Genomic DNA, 18839 nt, shown 5'->3' on the forward strand with positions numbered 1-18839 from the left:
ACTAGGAAGCCGTTTCAGCCAGTGGAATGCCTCGCCGGTGGGCATCGCCCCGTACCGGCCTGCGAGTCGCAGGCTTATTCGGAATATTGTTGGTCATTCCATATTCGGAATCTAATCTCCGCCCCAACCAAGAATAGGGAGGGTTTGGAATGACCAGGAAACACGGGCTGTCGCGCCGCGCGCTGCTGGCGGCATCGCTGCCGGCGGGGGCGGTCTTCGCGCGGCATGGCAACGCGCAAGCCGCGCCGGTGATCCGCATCGGCGTGCTGACCGACATGTCGGGCGCCTATCGCGACACCGGCGGGCCGACCTCGCTGGCCTGCGCGCAGCAGGCGCTGGAGGATTTCCGGCCCGCCGAGCGGGGCCTCAATGTCGAGATCGTCGCCGCCGACCACCAGCAGAAGGCCGATGTCGGCGCCGCCACCGCCCGGCGCTGGTTCGACCTGGACCAGGTCGACGTCATCGTCGAGGTCAACAACAGCGCGGTGGCCCTGGCCGTTGCCAGCGTGGCGCAGGAAAAGAACCGTATCCACCTGAACACCGGCGCGGTGTCGTCCGACCTGACCGGGCGGGGCTGCAATCCGAACCTGCTGCATTGGACCAGCGACAGCTGGATGTGCGCCAATGCCGTCGCGCCGCATGTGGTGAAGAGCGGCGGCAAGGACTGGTATTTCATCGCCCCCGACTATGCCTTCGGCCATTCGCTGCAGCGCGACACGGCGCGGATGGTGGAATTGTCGGGCGGCCAGGTGCTGGGGCGGACCTTCTATCCGTTTCCCTCGACCACCGACTTCTCCTCCTATCTGCTGCAGGCGGTGCGCAGCGGGGCGAAGGTGCTGGGTTTCGCCAATGGCGCGGGGGACCTGCAGAACTCGCTGAAGCAGGCGCATGAATTCGGCATCCGCCAGCGCGGGCTACGGCTGACCAGCCTGGTCACCTTCATCACCGATATCCATTCGGTGGGGCTGGAGATCACCCAGGATCTTCTGCTCACCGAGAGCTTCTACTGGGACCTGAACGACCGCACCCGCGGCTTCACGAAACGCCTGCTGCCGAAGACGCCGCGGAACTATCCGAACCAGGAGCATGCCGCGACCTATTCCGGGGTGCTGCATTACCTGAAGGCGGTGGCGGCCATCGGGGCGGTGGCGGCCAAGGCCTCAGGGCGCGACACGATCGCCGCGATGCGGCGGCTGCCGACGGATGACGACTGCTTCGGGCCCGGGGCGCTGCGGGAGGATGGGCGGAAGATCCACCCCACCCACCTGTTCACGGTGAAGAAGCCGGGCGAGAGCAAGGGGGCCTGGGATTACTACACGCCGGTCGGCAGCATCGCCGCCGAGCAGGCGTTCCGGCCGATCAGCGAGGGGGGCTGTCCGTTGTTCGCCCGTTAGTCGAGGCCGTGTGGCGCCGCGGCGTGGCTGTGGTCCAGGCAATGGCCGTGGTCGAAATCAGCGAGGGTTTCGAGGATGCGGCAGTCGCGGGCGGTGCCGCCCTGGCAGTTTTCCGCCATTTCGGTCAGCTCGGCGCGCAGCGCGGTCAGGCGGCGCAGGCGGGAATCGACCTCGGCGATCTGGGCGGTGGCGATGGCATGGGCGGTGGCGCAGTCGTCGGCCGGGTGCTCGACCAGGCCGAGCAGGGAGCGGATGGCCGGCATGGCGAAGCCGAGCTCGCGGGCGTGGCGGATGAAGCCCAGGCGGCGGAGGTGGTCCTGGGCGTAGACCCGGTGGCCGCCTTCGCTGCGGAGCGGCGCGGGCAGGAGCTTTTCCTGTTCGTACCAGCGGATGGTGGTGGGTTTGACGCCCGTCCGCCGGGCCAGTTCGCCGATGCTGAGCTGCATGCGGCTCATATGGCGGGCGCCTTGGGCAGTTGCCACCTTTCTTTCCGACAAAAATAGAAGGGGGTACGGGGGGATACTTCCCCCCGTGCTTATTCTTTAATTTCAATATCCAGGATGCCGTCGTTCCGCATCGTGGCGGTGTCGCCTTTGAGCAGCAGGACGGTCGTGGTGTCGCTTTCGACGATGGCCGGCCCTTGGATGACCTGCCCTGCCGGGAGTGTCGCGAAGTCGTGGAGCGGCACGCTCTGGGCTTTGTTGTCCAGGATGATGGTCCGCGTGGTGCCCGCCTCCGCGGCCCCGGCGTCCCGCCGGCTGCCGGAAGAAAGCTCCGGCAGGCGGCCGACCGCGGCGAGGCGGGCGTTGACCAGCACCGCTTCTTCCCCCGGCAGGTCGTAGGTGAAGAGGGCGCGGTGGCGGGCCTCGAAGGCCTCGGTGACGCGGGTCGCGAGGCCAGCCTGATCCCAGCCGACCTCGTCCAGCGGCACGTCGATCTCGAAGACCTGCTCTCCGTAGCGCATGTCGGCGCGGCGCTGGATGGCGACCTCGCCGTCCCACCAGCCGGCCATGCGGGCGCGGGCGGCGGACTCCAGCGTGTCGAAGGGGGCGCGGAGGGCGTCCTCCGACTTCATGGCGCCGGCGTCGAGGACGGAGCGGCTGACCTCGTAGCGCAGGTCGGTGTGCAGCATGCCCCAGGCGGAGAGGCCGGCGGCGAAGAAGGGCACCAGCACGCGGGTGATGCCGATCTCGCGCGCCACGCCCGTCGCGTGCAGGCCGGCGGCGCCGCCGAAGGAGAGGAGGGCGAAGCCGCGCGGGTCGACGCCGCGGCGGACGGTGGCGACGCGGATGCCGTCGGCCATGCGGGCATTGGCGATGCGCAGCATGCCGGCGGCGGTGGCCTCGGGCGTCAGGCCGAGCTTTTTCCCCAATTCCGCCAGAGCGGTGTTGGCCGCACCCAGGTCGAGGGTCCGGCGGCCGCCGAGGAAGCGGGCCGGGTCGAGGTAGCCCAGCGCCAGGTTGGCGTCGGTCACGGTGGGCTCGGTGCCGCCGGCGCCATAGGCGGCGGGGCCCGGGACGGCGCCGGCGCTGCGGGGCCCGACCTGCAGGGTGCCGCTGGCGCCCAGATGGCCGATGGAGCCGCCGCCGGCGCCCAGCGTCACGATGTCGAGGCTTTCGAGGGCGATGCGCTCGCCGCCGACGCTGCGGCCACGGCCGAGCGCCGCCGCACCGCCTTCGACCATGGCGATGTCGGTGGAGGTGCCGCCCATGTCGAAGGTGACCAGGTCCTGCGCCACGCCGGCGCGGGCCAGGGCCACGGCGGCGGCGACGCCGCCGGCGGGGCCGGAGAGCGCGGTGCCGACGGCCAGGCGCGAGGCCTCTTCCACCGGGGCGACGCCACCATGGCTGAGGATGACGAAGAGCGGGCCGGTGAAGCCGGCCTCGGACAGGCGGCCGCCGAGCTTGCCGAGGTAGCGGCTGACCAGCGGGCCGACATAGGCGTTCACGGCGGTGGTGCTGAAGCGCTCGAATTCCTTGATCTGCGGCAGCACCTCGGCCGAGGTGGTGACGAAGATGCCGGGGATGGCCTGGCGGACGGCCTCCGCCGCGGCCTCCTCATGCGCCGGGTCGCGCCAGGCGTGCAGGAAGCAGATGGCGACGGCCTCGGCGCCGGCGGCTTTCGCGGCATCGACAGCGGCGGCCAGCGAGGCCGGGTCGAGCGCGGTCTGCACGCGGCCGTCGTCGCGCAGGCGTTCCTGCACGGGCAGGCGGCGCTCGCGCGGGATCAGCGGCTCCGGCGGCGGCATGCGCAGGTTGTAGCGCTCGGGCTTCAGGCCTTCGCGCATTTCCAGCACGTCGCGATGGCCCTCGGTGGTCAGCATGGCCACGCGCGCGCCCTTCTTTTCGAGCAGCGCGTTGGTGGCGACGGTAGTGCCGTGGACGATGCGATCCGTCTGGCGCAGCAGGTCGGCCGTGGTCAGGCCAAGCGTCTCGGCGAGGCGCGCGATGCCGGCGAGCACGCCTTCGCTCTGGTCGCCCGGCGTGCTGGCCGCCTTGGCAAGGGTCGTGGCGCCGCCAGGGGCGATGCCGACGACGTCGGTGAAGGTGCCGCCGACATCGACGCCGATCACATAGCCACTCATGCCACCACTCCCGCGCGGCGGTCGCGCGCTACAGCCTCAGGGTCGCGTTCTTCGGGCGGGCCCCAGCCGCCGCCGCCGCCGGCCTTGACCTCCAGCACCTCGCCCGGGCCGATGACGATGCCGGTCTCCTTGGTCAGCAGCACCCGCTCGCTGCCATCGGCGCGCTTCAGCACGTAGTGATGCGGCAGGCCGTCGGCGCCGCCGGCCAGGCCCGAGGCGCCGTAGCGAGCGCCCTCGCCCGCCGTGTTGCCGCGGGTCGGCGTGGTGGTCTCGACATGCAGGCGCAGCTCGCCGCCATCGCCGCCGCGATACGTGCCCTCGCCGCCGGAGCCAGGGCGGATCTCATGCTTTTCGAAGAACAGCGGGAAACGCGCCTCGGCCATCTCGACGCTGCCGAACTTGATGCCGCCGGCCGCCTGCCATTCGCCGGCGCAGGCCCAGCCGTCGCCGCCCGGCGAGGCGCCGCCGCCCGGCCGGGCATGGAACAGATGCCAGACGAAGGGGCGCTGGCGGCGCGGATCCTGGCCGGTGATGGCGATGCGGAAGCGCTTGCCCCAGGCCGACATGGCGCGGTCCGGGCAGGCCTGGCCGAGGGAGCGCACCACCGCCTCGACGATCTCCTGGGCGCAGTGGTTGGTCGACAGCGTCACCGGCGCGCCCTCGGCGGCCCAGACCACGGTGCCTTCCTTGGCGATCACCTCGAGCAGGCGGAAGACGCCGTCATTCTTCGGCGTGTCGGGGTCGAGCAGATAGGCGAAGCCGATGGCCACCGCCGAGCGCATGTTGGCGTAGGAGGAATTGACGAAGCTGGCGACCTGCGGGTCGCTCGCCGTCAGGTCGACGGTGATGGCGGAGCCCTTCTTCGTCACCGTCGCGCGGATGGCAATGTCCTGGTTGCCGCGGCCGTCATCGTCCAGCAGCGAGACCGCCGACCAGGTGCCGTCCTGCCAGCTTTCGACGATGCGCCGCGCCTCGGCCTCGGCCAGGTCGAGGATGGCGACGGCCGCCTCGGAAACCTCTGAGGCGCCGTGGCGGGAGAAGGCTTCCAGCAGGCGCTTCTCGCCGAGCCGCGCGGCGCCGACCGAGGCCAGCATGTCGCCGCGGAAGTCGCGCGGCAGGCGCGTGTTGGCCGCCAGCATGGTCAGCAGGTCGGGGCGCACCACGCCGCCCTCGCCCAGGCGGATCGGCGGGATGCGGATGCCCTCCTGCCAGATCTCGGTGGCCGAGGCGTTGTAGGCGCCATGCGTCGCGCCGCCGATGTCGCTCTGATGCGCGCGGACGACGCTCCAGAAACGGAGCACGCCCGCCGCGTCGAAGACCGGCATGATGATGGTCAGGTCCGGCAGGTGGCTGCCGCCATGCTGCGGGTCGTTGACCAGGAAGATGTCGCCCGGATGCGAGTCTCCGGCAAAGGCCTCGGCCACCGCCTTCACGGCATAGGGCATGGCGCCGACATGCACCGGCAGGTGGTCGGCCTGGGCGACCAGCCGGGCCTCAGCGTCGCAGAGCGCGATGGAAAAGTCGCGCGAGGCATTGAGGATCTGCGAATAGGCGGTGCGCAGCAGCGCCTCGCCCATTTCGTCGACGATCGCCGTGAAGCGCGCCTGCAGGACGGCCAGGGTCACCGGATCGGGCATTGCGGGCGAGAGCTCCTCATCTGGAACATGCATCAGGCAGCCTTACGTTTTTTTAAGCAAGCCAGGGCGGGTCGGTTTTTGCCGGGTCATTTGCGAATCACTCTCAAATGAATAGACTGGGGCGACCGCATCCCCGTCGCAGCATGGCCCAAGACCCGGACAGCCTGTTCCGCCTCCACCGCAGCCGCCTGAAGGCCGAAGCCAACCGGCGCCTGCGCGACGGCGAGGCCTCGGCCGACGCGGTGCAGGACACCTTCGTCCGCTACCTCGCCCGGCTGCGGGATGCGGAACGCGCGCCGGTCGAGAACCCGCCCGGCTTCCTGCGGCGGATTCTTTCAAATTTGGTCAGCAACCGGCAGATGCGGGCCCCGCGCGGCCACCTGCCGGTCGAGGACGTCGAGCTGGCGGATGGCGCCCCCGATGGCGAGGCGGCGCTGCTGACCGCCGAATCCCGCGCCCGCCTCGCCCGGCTGATCGGCGAGTTGCCGCCGCGTGGCCGCCAGGTGATCTACCTGCACAAGTTCCGCGGCCTCAGCTATGCCGAGATCGCCCAGAAGCTCGGGATTTCCGAGAACACGGTGATGGTCCATATGAGCCGCTCGCTGGCAGCCCTTCGCCGCCGCCTGCGCGAGGAAAACGGCGATGACCGGTAATGGGGGCGGCCCTTACCCGGGTCATGCCATCATGCCCGAAGCAGGAGACCCCGCCTTGTCCGCCGAGGCCGCGCTGACCCGCATCGAGGAGCAGGCCGCCATCTGGTTCACCCGGTCGCGCCAGCCCGGCTGGCCGGCCGCCGAGCGCCAGGCCCTGGCCGCCTGGCTGGCCGAGGACCCGCGCCATGCCGTGGCGCTGCGCGAGGCCGCTTTGCTGTGGGGGGCGCTGGACGGGCAGCGGGCGGCGATGGCGGCCGGCTTGCCCCAGGGCCTACAACGCTCGCGGCGCGGGTTGTGGCGCCCGGCGCTGGGCCTGGCCGGGGCGGCGGCCGCGGCGGGGGGCGCGTTCTGGTGGTCCGACCCTGCCTGGCGCGCCGATTACCGCAGCGGCACCGGCGAACGCCGGGTGGTGGAGCTGGCGCCCGATGGCAGCCGTGCCGAGCTCGACGCCGCCAGCGCGCTGTCGGCCGACCTGTCGGGGCCGTCGCGCCGGCTGGTGCTGCATGCCGGCCAGGCGCTGCTGACCCTGCCCCCGGCCCGCCCCTTCGAGGTCATCGCCGGCGACGGCCGGCTGACCGGCACCGGCGCCAGCCTGGGCCTGCACCGCCGCGCCGACCGGGTCTCGGTCGCGTTGCTGGAAGGCAGCGCGGAGCTGCTGCAGGGCGGCCGCCGGCTGCTGCTGGAGCGCGGCCAGGCGGCGCAATACGGCCCGGCCGGGCTGCAGGGGCCGGGCCCGGCCGACCCCGGCACGGCCACCGCCTGGCGGCAGGACCAGCTGATCTTCCGCCGCGCGCCGCTGGGCGAGGTGGTGCAGGACCTGGAGCGCTACCGCGGCGGGGTGATCCTGATCACCGACCGGAAGACGGCGGAGATCTCGGTCTCCGGCGCCTTCTCGACCCGCAACCCGGATGCGGTGCTGAACGCCATCGGCCAGACGCTGCCGGTGCGGATCCGGCAGATCGCCCATTACCTGGTGGTGATCTCGGCGGGGTAGCGCGCCGGCGCCCCCCCCCGCCTCGCCCGCCTCAGTCGATGCGGATGCCCGCTTTCTGCACCAGCGCCGCGTAGCGCTGCGCCTCGCGCCGCACCAGGTTGGCCGCATCCTCGGCCGAGCCGCCGCCGGGGATGAAGCCGGCTTCCTGCAGCCGGGTGCGGATGGTGGGGTCGTTGACCGCCTTGTTGCCGGCGCGGACGCAGCGCTCGACCACGGAGACCGGCAGCCCGGCCGGGCCCAGCATCATGTACCAGACATTGATCTCGAAGCCCGGATAGCCGAGCTCGGCGATGGTCGGCACCTCTGGCAGGCTGGCCACCCGCTGCGGCATGGTCACCGCCAGGGCCTTGGTCGTGCCGGCGCGCAGATGCGGCAGGTGGGTCGGCAGGGTGTCGATGGCCAGGTCCAGCGTGCCGGCCATCAGGTCGTTCAGCACCGGCCCGGTGCCGCGATAGGGCACGTGGGTCATCTGGATGCCGGCCGCCTGGCACAGCATCTCGGCCGCCAGGTGCTGCTGCGTCGCGATGCCGGAGGAGGCGTAGTTCAGCTTGCCCGGATTGGCCTTGGCGAAGGCGATCAGCCCGGCGAGGTCGCGGTACGGCGCGTTGGCGGGCACCACGGCGACCAGCGGCACGGTGCCGGCCAGCATCAGCGGCGTGAAGTCGCGCGCCTGGTCATAGGGCGGGTTCTTCATCAGGGGACCCACCACCGCCTGGGTGGAGACGGTGCCCATCACCAGGGTGTAGCCGTCGGGCTTGGCCCGCGCCGCGGCGGCGGAGGCGACGGTGCCGCTGGCCCCGGCCCGGTTCTCCACCGCGACCGGCTGGCCGAGCTCGGCCTGCAGGGTCGGCGACAGCAGGCGGGCGATGATGTCGGTGCCCCCGCCCGGGGCGAAGCCCACCAGCATGGTGACGCTGCGATTGGGGTAGTCGTCGGCGAAGGCCAGGCGGGGCGCGAGCGCGAGGGCTGCGCCGGCGCCGAGCAGGGGGCGGCGGTGGATCATGCGTTTCATTCTCCTGCGACCCGGGCTTTGGCGCGCCGGTGCCGGGATTCTTGGACCCGCCCAGCATGCGGAGCGGCGGCCCGGCTTGAAAGCCCGAAAAGCGCGGCTTGCCGGCCGGGCGCGGCTGGCGCGATAGTTTCGCCACAGAATTCCGCCACAGAATCACGCGCGGGGCCGCCGAAGCCACCGCCGAAGGGGGGTCGTCCGATGCGCCTTGCCATCACGCTGCGCCGCGCCGTCGCCGGGGTTTTTCTGTCCGTCCTCGCTTCAGGGGTCGCCAGCGCGGCGGACTACCCCGCGCCGGCCCGGGGCGAGTTCACCGCCCGCGACTTCCGCTTCCAGGGCGGCCAGGTGCTGCCGGCGCTGCGGCTGTCCTACCTGACCATCGGCGCCCCCACCGGCGAGCCGGTGCTGGTGCTGCACGGCACCGCGGGCTCGGCGCAGTCGATGCTGACCCCGGCCTTCGCCGGCGCGCTGTTCGGCCCGGGCCAGCCGCTGGATGCCCAGAAGTATTTCATCATCATCCCCGATGCGCTGGGCGCCGGGGAATCGGCCAAGCCCTCGGACGGGATGCGGGCCGGCTTCCCCGCCTATGACTATGACGACATGGTCGCGGCCCAGCACCGGCTGGTCACCGAGGGGCTGGGGCTGCGCCACCTGCGGCTGGTGCTGGGCAATTCCATGGGGGGGATGCATGCCTGGCTCTGGGGCATCGCCCACCCCGAGATGATGGACGGGCTGGTGCCGATGGCGTCGCAGCCGATCCCGATGTCCGGGCGCAACTGGATGATGCGGCGGATGATCATCGACGCCGTCCGCCAGGACCCGGCCTGGCAGGGCGGCAACTACACGACGCAGCCGCCGGCGCTGAAGGTCGCCAACGCCTTCTTCGGCATCGCCACCAGCGGCGGCAGCATCGCCTGGCAGGCGCAGGCGCCGACGCGGCAGGCGGCCGACCAGCAGCTGGCCGCGCGGCTGGCCGCGCCCTTCACCCAGGACGCCAATGATTTCCTCTACCAGTGGGATTCCTCGCGCGACTTCGACCCCACCGCCGGGCTGCCGCGGATCAGCGCGCCCGTCCTGGCGATCAACGCCGCCGATGACGAGCGCAATCCGCCGGAGACCGGGCTGATGGAGCAGGCCCTGGCCCGCATTCCCCGCGCCACGCTCTACATGATCCCGGCCAGCGCCGAGACCCGCGGCCATGGCACCACCGGCATCGCCCGCTTCTGGACCGCGCCGCTGGCCGCCTTCCTGGCCAGCCTGCCGAAGCGGCAGCCCTGACTGGACGGCGGCCCGCTTTGCCGGCAGGCTCGCGATTCTGGGAGCAAAAGCCAGGCGCGCCGCGATGCGGAGGAAGCCTGAGATGAACGACCTTTCCGTCTGTGGCTGCGCGGGGAAATCCGCGCCGGTCGCCACGGCCGCGCATCCGCTCGACCCGCTGACGCCGGCGGAGCTGCGGCGCGTGGTCGCCCTCCTCCGCGCCGCGCCGGAGCACGGCGAGGCCGCGCTGTTCGAGACCATCGAGCTGAAGGACCCCGACCGCGAGGCGCTGCGCGGCTTCGAGGCCGGCGGGCCGCCGCCGCCGCGCCAGGCCCGCGCCACGCTGTTCCGCGCCAGCCAGCCCGGGGTCTGGCGGCTGGTGGTCGACCTCGATGCCGGGGCGGTGGTGGCGTCGCGCCACCTGCCCGCGGCGCGGCCGATGATCCAGATCGAGCAGTTCCTGCAGATCGAGACACTGGTCCGCGAGGACCCCCGCTTCATCGCGGCCTGCGCGAAGCGCGGCATCACCGAGATGGAGAAGGTCTGCGTCGATCCCTGGTCGGCCGGCAATTTCGGCATTCCCGGCGAGGAAGGCCGGCTGCTCTGCCACACCTTCGCCTGGCTGCGGCTGCGCCCGCACGAGAATTTCTACGCCCATCCGATCGAGGGTCTGAACGCCGTGGTCGACCTGATGACCGGCACGGTGATCCGCGTCGACGACCATGGCGTCATCCCGGTGCCGATGGCCGAGGTGAATTACGACCGCGATTTCCTGCAGACGCCGCGCCAGCCCTACAAGCCGCTCGACGTGGTGCAGCCGGAGGGCGTCAGCTTCCGCCTCGACGGGCGGCAGCTGACCTGGGACCGCTGGAGCCTGCGCATCGGCTTCAACGCGCGCGAGGCGCTGACCCTGCACGACATCCGCTATGACGGCCGCCCGGTGCTGCACCGCGCCTCGCTGGTGGAGATGGTGGTGCCCTACGGCTCGCCGGAGAACGGCCACTACCGCAAGAATGTCTTCGATGTCGGCGAATATGGCCTCGGCAAGCTGACCAACTCGCTGAAGCTCGGCTGCGACTGCCTCGGCCATATCCAGTATCTGGATGGGCATCTCGGCACCATGCAGGGCGGCGTGATGACCATCGAGAACGCCATCTGCATCCATGAGGAGGATGCCGGCCTGCTCTGGAAGCATTGGGATTTCCGTAGCAACCGCAGCGAGGTGCGGCGGGCGCGCAAGCTGGTGGTCTCCTGCATCTGCACCGTCGGCAATTACGAATACGCGCTCTACTGGTACCTGCACACCGACGGCGCCATCCAGTTCGAGGTCAAGGCCACCGGCATCATCAACACGGCGGCCTGCCTTCCCGGCCAGCCCGGCAAATACGCGCGGGAGGTGGCGCCCGGCGTCGCCGGCCAGATCCACCAGCATATCTTCTGCGCGCGCCTCGAGATGGCCGTCGATGGCGACCGCAACAGCCTGGTCGAATGCAACACCGAGGCCGAGCCGGAAGGCCCGTCCAACCCATTTGGCAACGCCTTCTTCGAGACCGAGACGCTGCTGGAGACCGAGCTCGCCGCCCGCCGCCGCGTCGCCCCCGAAAGCCACCGCTACTGGAAGGTGGTGAGCAACGAAAAGAAAAACGCCGTCGGCCGGCCCACGGCGTACAAGCTGGAGCCGCTGCATGCCGTGGCGCCGATGGTGTCGCCCGGCTCGCCCTCGGGCAAGCGGTCGCGCTTCACCCAGAACCATCTCTGGGCCACGCCGATGCAGGCCGAGGAACGCTACCCCGCCGGCGAGTACATGAACCATTCCGATGGCGCCGACGACATCCACGCCATCACCGAACAGAACAGAAAAATAACCGACGGGCCGCTGGTGCTGTGGCACTGCTTCGGCCTGCACCACCCGGTGCGGCCCGAGGACTTCCCCGTGCAGCCCTGCATCAGCACCGGCTTCCGCCTGATGCCGTCGGGCTTCTTCGACCGCAATCCCGGCATCGACCTGGCGCCCACGGTCAATGCCGCGAGCTGCCATGCCTGCGCCCCTCCCCGCGCGGGCGAATGACCTTTCTTCCACCGTCAAGGAATTTGGACGATGCAGCGACGTGACCTGATTCGCGCCGGCATGGCGCTCAGCGCCACAACAGCCTTGCCCCTGGCGGCGCCGGCCATCGCCCAGGCGCCGAAGGTGCTGAAATTCGTCCCGCAATCGGATCTGACGGTGATCGACCCCGTGGTCACCACCGCCTATGTCACGCGCCACCATGCGCTGATGATCTGGGACCAGCTCTACGGCATCGACAAGGACTTCAAGCCGCAGCCGCAGATGGCCGAGGGGCATGAGGTGTCCAGCGACGGGCTCGGCGTCAGCATCCGCCTGCGCGAGGGGCTGAAGTTCCATGACGGGTCGCCGGTGCTGGCGCGCGACGCCGTCGCCTCGATCCGCCGCTGGGCGGTGCGCGACGCCATGGGCCAGGCGATGATGGCGGCGACCGACGAGCTCTCGGCGCCCGACGACCGCACCATCCGCTTCCGCCTGAAGAAGCCCTTCCCCCTGCTGATCGACGCGCTGGCCAAGCCGGGCACGCCGATCCTGGTGGTGATGCCGGAGCGCATGGCCCGCGGCGAGGCCGCCGTGCCGGTCACCGAGTTCATCGGCTCCGGCCCGTTCCGCTGGGTCGCCGGCGAGCGCATCCCCGGCTCCCGCCTGGTCTATGAGCGCAACCGCGACTACGTCCCCCGCGCCGACGGGCCGGTGGCCTGGACCAGCGGGCCGAAGCGGGTGAATTTCGACCGCATCGAATGGCAGGTGCTGCCCGACCAGGCGACGGCGGCGGCGGCGCTGCAGAATGGCGAGGTCGACTGGCTGGAGCAGCCGATCGCCGATATCGCCACCCAGCTGAAGCGCAACCGCAACATCCAGGTCGAGGTCTCCGACCCCACCGGCTTCATGTCGCTGGCGCGCTTCAACCATCTGCACCCGCCCTTCGACAATCCGGCGATCCGCCGCGCTTTGCTCGGCGCGCTGGCGCAGGAAGACTTCATGACCGCGGTGATCGGCGCCGATCGCAGCCAGTGGCGCGACGGCATCGGCTTCTTCCCCGCCGGCACGCCGATGGCGAGCGCCGCCGGCATGTCGGCCATCACCGGCCCGCGCGACCTGGCCAAGGTGAAGCGCGACCTGGTCGCCGCCGGCTACAAGGGCGAGAAGGTGACGCTGCTGGGCTCGACCGACCAGCCGGCGCTGTTCCAGCTGGCCCAGGTCGCGGCCGACTACCTGACCAAGGCGGGGATGAACATCGACTTCATCACCACCGACTGGGGCGTGGTGGTGCAGCGCCGCGCCAGCCGCGAGGTGCCCGAGAAGGGCGGCTGGAACATGTTCTTCACCAACTTCACCGGGCTCGACTTCTTCAACCCCGGCACCCACATCGCGCTGCGCGGCAATGGCACCAGCGCCTGGTTCGGCTGGCCGACCATGCCGAAGGTCGAGGCGCTGCGGAACCAGTGGTTCGACGCCCCCGACCTGGCGACGCAGCAGAAGCTGGCCGCCGAGATCCAGGATCAGGCGCTGCAGGAAGTGCCCTACATGCCGCTCGGCCAGTATTTCCAGAACTGGGCCTATCGGAAGACCCTGGCCGGCGTGGTCCAGGGCATGCCGGTGTTCTGGAACGTCAACCGGGTCTAGCCCGCGCGACCTGCCCGGCGACACCGTCGCCGGGCGCTTCGCGAAAGCTCAGTCCGCCAGGCGGATCAGCACCAGCTGGAAGCTGGCCGTCGCGCCGCCGAGCTGCTTCACCCGCAGGAAGGCCGGGCGCGGCTGCGGCTCGATCGCCAGGCGCGAGGCCAGGCCGCCATCGGCATCGTCATTCTCGGCGATGGCCTGGCCATCGGCATCGAGCATCTCCAGCACCGTGTCGGCGCCCTCAGACAGCGAGAAGGTCAGCGCCATCGCCATCCGCCCGTCATTGGGCAGGGCGAAGACGGCGGCCTGGTCGCCCTCCAGCCGCACCGAGACCGCCTCGCCGATGATCAGCGTCGGACGGCGCGCCGCCTCCTCGACGGTGCCGGCCGGGCCGCCGCCGGCCGCAGCCGGGCCGCTGGCGCCGCGGCTGCCGCTGGCGCGCAGCACCAGGTCGAAGCGGCCGCCCTGGCCGTTCAGCGTGCCGGCGCGGACGAAGGCCGGGCGGCGCCCGGCGCGGCTGGTGGCGATGCGGGAGGCCAGGCCCTGGCCGCCATCATCGTCCTCGGCCAGCACGGCGCCGTCCTCGTCCAGCAGGAACAGCTGGGTATCGGCATCATTGCGCAGGTTGCGGGTCTCGATGACGAAGCCCTGGTCCTGCGGCAGGGCGAAGATGGCGCTCTGCCGCCGGCCGAGATCGAGCGACAGCGTCCCCGCCGCGATCGGGCCGCGGTCGCGGGCGGCCTGCAGCGTGGTCGGGAAATCCGGCGGCGGCTGCGGCGCCTCGCGCACCAGCACCAGGTCGAACTCGCCGCCCGCCCGCTCCAGCGTGCCGACGCGGAGCGTCACCGCGCCCTCCGGCGGGTCGTTCAGCGCCAGCTCCGAGGCGAAGCCGCCGCCGCCATCGTCATCCTCGAGCAGCACGCGCCCCTCGGCATCGAGCAAGGCGAGCACCGTGTCGGTGCTGGCGCGCAGGTTGCGGGTGACGGCGACCAGCCCGGCGCGATCGGCCGGCAGCGCGAAATAGGCGGTCTGGTTGCGGCGCAGCCGCAGGTGGCGGGTGTTGCCGGGCTCCAGCGGCGGCGCGGTGCCGGCCATTTCCTGGCTGGTCGGGAAATCCGGCGCGGTCTGCGGCGCGTTGCGGCGCAGCGTGATGTCGAAGCTGCCGGCCTGGTTGTCCAGCGTGCCGGCGCGGATCACCGCGACCCGGCTGTCGGCGCTGACCTCCAGGCTGGAGGACAGGTCGTCGCCGCCGCCATCGTCATCCTCGATCAGCTTGCGGCCGCGCGCGTCGAGCCCGGCCAGCACCGTGTCGGTGCTGCGCCCCAGCCTGCTGGTGGTGACGGTGTAGTCGCGCCCGGCCTCGGGGGCGACGAGGAAATAGGCGGATTGCCCGCGGCCGAGCCGGACGCAGAGCCGCTGGTCGGGCACCAGCGGCGGCACCCGCGCGGCGGCCTCGGCGCTGGTGGCGATCTCGGCGACCTGGCCGCCCGGGCAGCTGGCGCCGCCGGCCCGCGCCGTGCCGCCCGCGGCACCGCCGCCGCCGCCGCTTTTCGGCGGGCCGGTCTCGGCGGCAGCCGGCGGCGCCGGGGGCGTCGGGCGGGGCTGCGCGCCCGCCGGTCCTGCCTGCAGCAGCCCGGCCAGCAGCGCCGCCATCGGCAAAGCCGCCATCGCCAAAGCCGCCCTGGGCGGCACCAGCCATGCCCCAATCCGTCCGATCCGCGCCATCGCGCCTGCCCTCCGAGCTTTATCGCAAGCAGCTAGACCACGGCCCGAAAGGCGGCAATCGAGCGGCGGATCACGTTCCTGATGTCAGAAGCGGCGGCTGAGGCTGAGCATGAAACGGTTGTCGCAGATCTTCTGGCCGCCGCCGCAATCGGCCCGGCCGATATCGGTGCCGGCATAGCTGGCGGCGAGGCTGACGCCCTGGGCGAGCTCGCGCGACAGGCCGATCGAGTACCAGAGGTAGTCGGGCGCGCCGAACCGCGCCTCCCGCTCGATCCATTGGTGGCCGAGGCGGCCGGACAGGGTGACCTCGCCGGGCAGGGCGATGTCGGCGCCGCCCTCGAGGGCCACCGCCAGGCCGGATCGGGCGAAGAAGTCGGGCGACAGATTGACGCTGGCCAGGGCGGTGACCGGCCCGATGCCGCGGCTGGCCTTCAGCGCCGCCTCGACATAGTCGAGGCGATAGCCGCCGGCCGGCCGGTCATGGCCCGGATAGCCGTAATGGACGGCGCCGATATCCCAGGCGATGCCGAGCGCGTCGAAGCGGAAGCCGGCCGAAAGATCGAGCTCCTGCCGCGCATCGCTGCCGGCGAAGGCGACCTGGCTGCCGAAGGCGCCGAGATAGAAACCGCTGTCCTGCACGGCCTCCAGCGTCAGTTGCAGGGCCGGGCGGCTGCGGGTCTGGCTGATGCCGCGGAACAGATAGTCGCTGCCGGCCACCGGCAGGGCGGTGAAGGACAGGCCGAGGGCCTCGCTGCGCAGCTGCGCGGCGGCGGGGCCGGCGCAGGCCAGGAGGGCGGCAAGGGTCAGGGGAAGAGCGGGGCGCATGGGCTTGTCCATCGGAAGGCGGGTGAGGCCTGGCGATAGCCGGACGCCGCGCAAAGGCGCGATGCGGCCTTGCGGCGGGCGGTGTCAGCGGGGTGTAAAGCTGCTGCCAGGCGCCCGATGGTTATTGGCCGGGATGGTGGAGAAGGCGAAGCGCCGCAGGCGGCATCGGATGTCCGCCGCTCGCCATGTCAGCCCCGCAGCGCCGCCAGCAGCAGCCGCAGCGCGTCTTCCGCGAAGCGTGCCATGTTCGTCGCGCGATCCGCCTGCCCTGTCGCCAGCGTCAGCACCCGGCCGGACGGCCCGGCGACCGCCAGGCAGGCATGGCCGGCGGCATCGCCATACCGATTGCCCGAAGGCCCCGTCGCGCCGGTTTCCGCCAGCCCCCATTCCGCGCCCAGACGCTGCCGCACCCGCCCCGCCAGCAGCGCGGCATAGGCCTCGGTCGAGGGCCGCATCCCCGCCATGTCGTCCCCGGTGATGCCCAGCAGGCCTTCGCGGGCGGCGGCGGTGTAGATCACCGCGCCGCCCAGGAAAAAGGCCGAGGCGCCCGGCAGCGCCAGCAGCCGCGACGAGATCAGCCCGCCGGCCGAGGATTCGGCCACCGCCAGTTTCTCGCCCCTGGCCGCCAGAAGCGCCGCAACGTCCTGCTCCACCATTCGTCAGCCTCCGCTCAGGTCAAGAATGCGTTATATTCTGTCTTTGAAAAGAATATCACAACCCGTTCATGGATCAGGGAAATAAAGCCCGGGACCTGTTCCACCTGTTCTTGCGGATCTATAACGCGGCAACTGACCGGCCGCGTCCCAGCGGGCCGGACCAAGCCCAGGAGGAATCTCCCGCCATGTCGCTGCGCACCCCGTTTCTCGCCGCCGCCCTGCTCGCTTTGGCTGGCCCGGCCTTCGCCCAGGCGCCGCCGGCCGGGATGCCGGCCGGCCCGACGGCGGAGCAGCTGAAGACCATTTTCGAAGCGGCCCGCAACCAGCAAGGCGTCTTCGAATATTGCCAGGCGGCCGGCCATATCGAGGCCAGCACCGTCGCGCTGCAGACCCGCATCATGGCCAACCTGCCGAAGCCCACCGACACCAGCGGTGGCGAGGCGGCCTATGCCCGCGGCAAGGCTGGTGCCATCGTCGTCGGCCCGCAGTCGGTGACCCTGGCCGACGCGGCCAAGGGCCAGAGCACCACCGAGGCCGCGCTGTGCCAGCGCATGGGCGATTCGGTGAAGCAGGCCGGCGCCTCGCTGCCGCCGCAGTAACCGATCGAGGCCCGGACAGGAAAAAGGCCGGCGGGGGCGACCCCGCCGGCCTTTCTCGTCTCAGCCCGGGCCGCCGATCCGCTTCGGCACGCCCTGCTTGTCGCGCAGCGCCGCCAGCCGGTCGCCGAGGTTCAGCGCCGGCCCGCCGCCGCCGCTCGCCGCCTGCAAGGCCGCGGCAATATTCGGGTCGTCCTGCTCGGGGCGGGTCGGCGCCAGCAGCTTCGCCTTGCTGTTGGCCGCCTCGGCCTCGGCCAGGTTGCGCGCCGCCGTGTCCTGCATCGCCTTCAGCGCGACGCTGAGGCCGCTGGTCGCGCCGGTCAGCCCGGCCGCCTGGCGCGCCGCCTCGGCGCGGCGGTCGGCGGCGTCGCGCTGCTGCTCGGCCCGCGTCATGTCGCGCTGCGCCCGGGTCAGCTCGGCGCGCGCCGTCTTCAGCTTGGCGCCGGCCTGGTTGTAGGTCTCGGTCAGCATCGCCAGGAATTCTTCGGCCTCGACGGCGTCGCGCTTCTCGCGCTCCAGCTCCGGCGCCATCTCCTCCAGCATGGCGACCAGCGTGCCGAGCGAGCGCTCGAGCTCCGCCTTCTTCGCCGGATCGGCCTCGGCGCTCGCGCGGTTCTGGATCTGCTCGGCCGCGGCCAGGCGCTGCTGCGACAGCTTCTCGATGGTCTCCGCCTCGCGGCGCTCCTTGTCGAAGATCTGCCGCGCCTCGGCGACCTGCAGGCCGAGCTTGTCCAGATGCTGCTCCATGGTGCGCAGCTCGGCCTCGGTCGCCGATTTCGGATCCCAGCGGACGATCGCCTCGACGGCCGAGGTGACGGCCTGGTCGGTCTTCACGCCCACCAGGTTGCGGATGAAGGCCAGCATGGCGTTTTTTCCTTGTGCCTAAGTACGGATCAGCCGGCCATGGCGCCGGCGTTCAGCAGGGCGACGGCCAGCTGCAGCCCGGCCAGCAGCCAGGCGGCGGCCAGGTTGCCGGCCTCGATCATCTGCCGCAGCCCGCGGATCAGGAAGGAGGCGGCGGCGAAGACCAGCAGCTGCAGCACCAGCGCCACCAGCCCCCAGACGACGATGTCGAGCGTCACCCGGCTGGTGGCGAGCGTCGCGGCCAGCGGGATGGCCAGCGCAACCAGGCTGGCGCCCAGCACCACGCCCGCCGCCGCATTGCCCTCGCGGATCAGCCGCATCTCGTGGAACGGGGTGATCGCGGTGTAGAGCGCGACGCCCAGCGCCAGCAGCGCCAGCGTCACCGCGAATTGCAGCACCAGCACCGGCAGTCCGGCCCGCAGGGTCTCGAGGATGACGTCCATGGCGCGTTGCGTCCTTCAGGCCAGCGACAGCGAGGCGGGGTTGAGGTCGAGCCCGGCGCGGATCTCCACCCAGGCGTCCTGGCCATCCTCGATGGCCGAGACCAGGATGTATTCGGTGGCCGGCGCCGGCGCCGGGCTGCCGGTCGGCCGGCCATAGAGCATGCTCTGGTTGCGGATGCTGCGGCGGCCGGTGGTGGTCTCGACCTCCTCCAGCATCTCGCGCGGCGCGATCCGGGAGGAGCCCGGCGCCCAGAGCCGCTGGTAGGTCTGGCCGTCCTTGGTCTGGAATTCGGGCCAGCCGATCATGCCCTCGCGCGGGTCGAGCCAGGCCTGCCACTCGGCCTCGTCGGCCGGCGTGACCTCGTCGAGCAGCGCGAAGAAGCGGCATTCGTCGGGCGTGTTGCCGGCGCCCAGATGCAGCTGGATCATGCCCTGCTCCTCCGGCAGGTAGAGCCGGACGAGCGAGCCCTGTCCCCCCGGGTTCTGCCCCCCCGGGTTCTGCCTCCCCTGGCCC

17 protein-coding genes are annotated in these 18839 nt (G+C 71.5%); 7 read left to right on the forward strand and 10 right to left on the reverse strand.

What is annotated here, in order from left to right:
• Positions 1–149 precede the first annotated feature (149 nt).
• The gene (locus GVN67_RS07775; protein ID WP_159994483.1) at positions 150–1394 is read left to right on the forward strand and encodes an ABC transporter substrate-binding protein; all 1245 of its coding nucleotides are present in this window, start codon (positions 150–152) and stop codon (positions 1392–1394) included.
• Here the strand turns inward: GVN67_RS07775 and GVN67_RS07780 are convergent.
• The 3 genes from GVN67_RS07780 to GVN67_RS07790 form a co-directional block, all read right to left on the reverse strand.
• Complete coding sequence (locus GVN67_RS07780; RefSeq protein WP_159994525.1) at positions 1391–1840, reverse strand: helix-turn-helix domain-containing protein; 450 nt, start codon at positions 1838–1840, stop codon at positions 1391–1393. The two genes, GVN67_RS07775 and GVN67_RS07780, sit on opposite strands and share 4 nt — an antisense overlap.
• Before the next feature lie 89 nt (positions 1841–1929).
• Positions 1930–3978, reverse strand: coding sequence for a hydantoinase/oxoprolinase family protein (locus tag GVN67_RS07785; RefSeq protein WP_159994485.1), 2049 nt, complete (start codon positions 3976–3978; stop codon positions 1930–1932).
• Positions 3975–5615, reverse strand: coding sequence for a hydantoinase B/oxoprolinase family protein (locus GVN67_RS07790; protein ID WP_159994487.1), 1641 nt, complete (start codon positions 5613–5615; stop codon positions 3975–3977). The genes GVN67_RS07785 and GVN67_RS07790 overlap by 4 nt, the downstream gene beginning before the upstream one ends.
• A gap of 143 nt (positions 5616–5758) precedes the next feature.
• On the opposite strand from GVN67_RS07790, the gene GVN67_RS07795 reads away from it, so the two are divergent.
• On the forward strand, positions 5759–6268 hold the full coding sequence (locus GVN67_RS07795; protein WP_159994489.1) for an RNA polymerase sigma factor: 510 nt from the start codon (positions 5759–5761) through the stop codon (positions 6266–6268).
• A 55-nt stretch (positions 6269–6323) separates the two neighbouring features.
• Complete coding sequence (locus GVN67_RS07800) at positions 6324–7262, forward strand: FecR family protein (RefSeq protein WP_159994491.1); 939 nt, start codon at positions 6324–6326, stop codon at positions 7260–7262.
• Positions 7263–7293: 31 nt separating this feature from the next.
• Here GVN67_RS07800 and GVN67_RS07805 read toward each other — a convergent pair whose 3' ends face one another.
• A complete protein-coding gene (locus GVN67_RS07805) occupies positions 7294–8265 on the reverse strand; it encodes a tripartite tricarboxylate transporter substrate binding protein (RefSeq protein WP_159994493.1) in 972 nt (323 codons plus the stop codon).
• A gap of 207 nt (positions 8266–8472) precedes the next feature.
• On the opposite strand from GVN67_RS07805, the gene GVN67_RS07810 reads away from it, so the two are divergent.
• The 3 genes from GVN67_RS07810 to GVN67_RS07820 all read left to right on the forward strand — a co-directional run bounded on the left by GVN67_RS07810 (position 8473) and on the right by GVN67_RS07820 (position 13219).
• Complete coding sequence (locus GVN67_RS07810; protein WP_159994495.1) at positions 8473–9549, forward strand: alpha/beta fold hydrolase; 1077 nt, start codon at positions 8473–8475, stop codon at positions 9547–9549.
• Positions 9550–9631: 82 nt separating this feature from the next.
• Positions 9632–11596: a primary-amine oxidase gene (locus tag GVN67_RS07815; protein ID WP_159994497.1), complete on the forward strand. Its 1965-nt coding sequence runs from the start codon at positions 9632–9634 to the stop codon at positions 11594–11596.
• Between the two features lie 30 nt (positions 11597–11626).
• Positions 11627–13219, forward strand: a complete 1593-nt coding sequence (locus tag GVN67_RS07820; protein ID WP_159994499.1) for an ABC transporter substrate-binding protein — start codon at positions 11627–11629, stop codon at positions 13217–13219.
• 48 nt (positions 13220–13267) lie between these two features.
• Here the strand turns inward: GVN67_RS07820 and GVN67_RS07825 are convergent, their stop codons facing one another.
• The 3 genes from GVN67_RS07825 to GVN67_RS07835 form a co-directional block, all read right to left on the reverse strand.
• Positions 13268–14884, reverse strand: coding sequence for a hypothetical protein (locus GVN67_RS07825; RefSeq protein WP_159994501.1), 1617 nt, complete (start codon positions 14882–14884; stop codon positions 13268–13270).
• Between the two features lie 141 nt (positions 14885–15025).
• Complete coding sequence (locus GVN67_RS07830; protein ID WP_235035137.1) at positions 15026–15766, reverse strand: TorF family putative porin; 741 nt, start codon at positions 15764–15766, stop codon at positions 15026–15028.
• Between the two features lie 188 nt (positions 15767–15954).
• Positions 15955–16422, reverse strand: a complete 468-nt coding sequence (locus GVN67_RS07835; RefSeq protein WP_159994505.1) for a CinA family protein — start codon at positions 16420–16422, stop codon at positions 15955–15957.
• 185 nt (positions 16423–16607) lie between these two features.
• Between GVN67_RS07835 and GVN67_RS07840 the strand changes: the two genes are divergently transcribed.
• Positions 16608–17021 (forward strand): pore-forming ESAT-6 family protein, encoded by a 414-nt coding sequence (locus tag GVN67_RS07840; protein ID WP_159994507.1) that lies wholly within the window; start codon positions 16608–16610, stop codon positions 17019–17021.
• 60 nt (positions 17022–17081) lie between these two features.
• On the opposite strand, the gene GVN67_RS07845 is transcribed toward GVN67_RS07840, so the two are convergent.
• The 3 genes from GVN67_RS07845 to GVN67_RS07855 all read right to left on the reverse strand — a co-directional run.
• Complete coding sequence (locus GVN67_RS07845; protein ID WP_159994509.1) at positions 17082–17882, reverse strand: hypothetical protein; 801 nt, start codon at positions 17880–17882, stop codon at positions 17082–17084.
• Positions 17883–17911: 29 nt separating this feature from the next.
• Complete coding sequence (locus tag GVN67_RS07850; RefSeq protein ID WP_159994511.1) at positions 17912–18325, reverse strand: DUF350 domain-containing protein; 414 nt, start codon at positions 18323–18325, stop codon at positions 17912–17914.
• A gap of 15 nt (positions 18326–18340) precedes the next feature.
• The coding region (locus tag GVN67_RS07855) for a DUF2491 family protein (RefSeq protein WP_159994513.1) at positions 18341–18839 on the reverse strand (499 nt) is incomplete at its 5' end.

This window comes from Roseomonas sp. 18066 (assembly GCF_902706185.1).
In the GTDB taxonomy this organism is placed as follows: domain Bacteria; phylum Pseudomonadota; class Alphaproteobacteria; order Acetobacterales; family Acetobacteraceae; genus Pseudoroseomonas.

Excerpts from the sequence above, each read along its gene's own strand:
- GVN67_RS07775 (WP_159994483.1), top strand. The coding sequence starts at position 150 with ATGACCAGGAAACACGGGCTGTCGCGCCGCGCGCTGCTGGCGGCATCG.
- GVN67_RS07780 (WP_159994525.1), bottom strand. The coding sequence starts at position 1,840 with ATGCAGCTCAGCATCGGCGAACTGGCCCGGCGGACGGGCGTCAAACCC.
- GVN67_RS07785 (WP_159994485.1), bottom strand. The coding sequence starts at position 3,978 with ATGAGTGGCTATGTGATCGGCGTCGATGTCGGCGGCACCTTCACCGAC.
- GVN67_RS07790 (WP_159994487.1), bottom strand. The coding sequence starts at position 5,615 with ATGCCCGATCCGGTGACCCTGGCCGTCCTGCAGGCGCGCTTCACGGCG.
- GVN67_RS07795 (WP_159994489.1), top strand. The coding sequence starts at position 5,759 with ATGGCCCAAGACCCGGACAGCCTGTTCCGCCTCCACCGCAGCCGCCTG.
- GVN67_RS07805 (WP_159994493.1), bottom strand. The coding sequence starts at position 8,265 with ATGATCCACCGCCGCCCCCTGCTCGGCGCCGGCGCAGCCCTCGCGCTC.
- GVN67_RS07810 (WP_159994495.1), top strand. The coding sequence starts at position 8,473 with ATGCGCCTTGCCATCACGCTGCGCCGCGCCGTCGCCGGGGTTTTTCTG.
- GVN67_RS07815 (WP_159994497.1), top strand. The coding sequence starts at position 9,632 with ATGAACGACCTTTCCGTCTGTGGCTGCGCGGGGAAATCCGCGCCGGTC.
- GVN67_RS07820 (WP_159994499.1), top strand. The coding sequence starts at position 11,627 with ATGCAGCGACGTGACCTGATTCGCGCCGGCATGGCGCTCAGCGCCACA.
- GVN67_RS07825 (WP_159994501.1), bottom strand. The coding sequence starts at position 14,884 with ATGGCGGCTTTGCCGATGGCGGCGCTGCTGGCCGGGCTGCTGCAGGCA.
- GVN67_RS07830 (WP_235035137.1), bottom strand. The coding sequence starts at position 15,766 with ATGCGCCCCGCTCTTCCCCTGACCCTTGCCGCCCTCCTGGCCTGCGCC.
- GVN67_RS07835 (WP_159994505.1), bottom strand. The coding sequence starts at position 16,422 with ATGGTGGAGCAGGACGTTGCGGCGCTTCTGGCGGCCAGGGGCGAGAAA.
- GVN67_RS07840 (WP_159994507.1), top strand. The coding sequence starts at position 16,608 with ATGTCGCTGCGCACCCCGTTTCTCGCCGCCGCCCTGCTCGCTTTGGCT.
- GVN67_RS07845 (WP_159994509.1), bottom strand. The coding sequence starts at position 17,882 with ATGCTGGCCTTCATCCGCAACCTGGTGGGCGTGAAGACCGACCAGGCC.
- GVN67_RS07850 (WP_159994511.1), bottom strand. The coding sequence starts at position 18,325 with ATGGACGTCATCCTCGAGACCCTGCGGGCCGGACTGCCGGTGCTGGTG.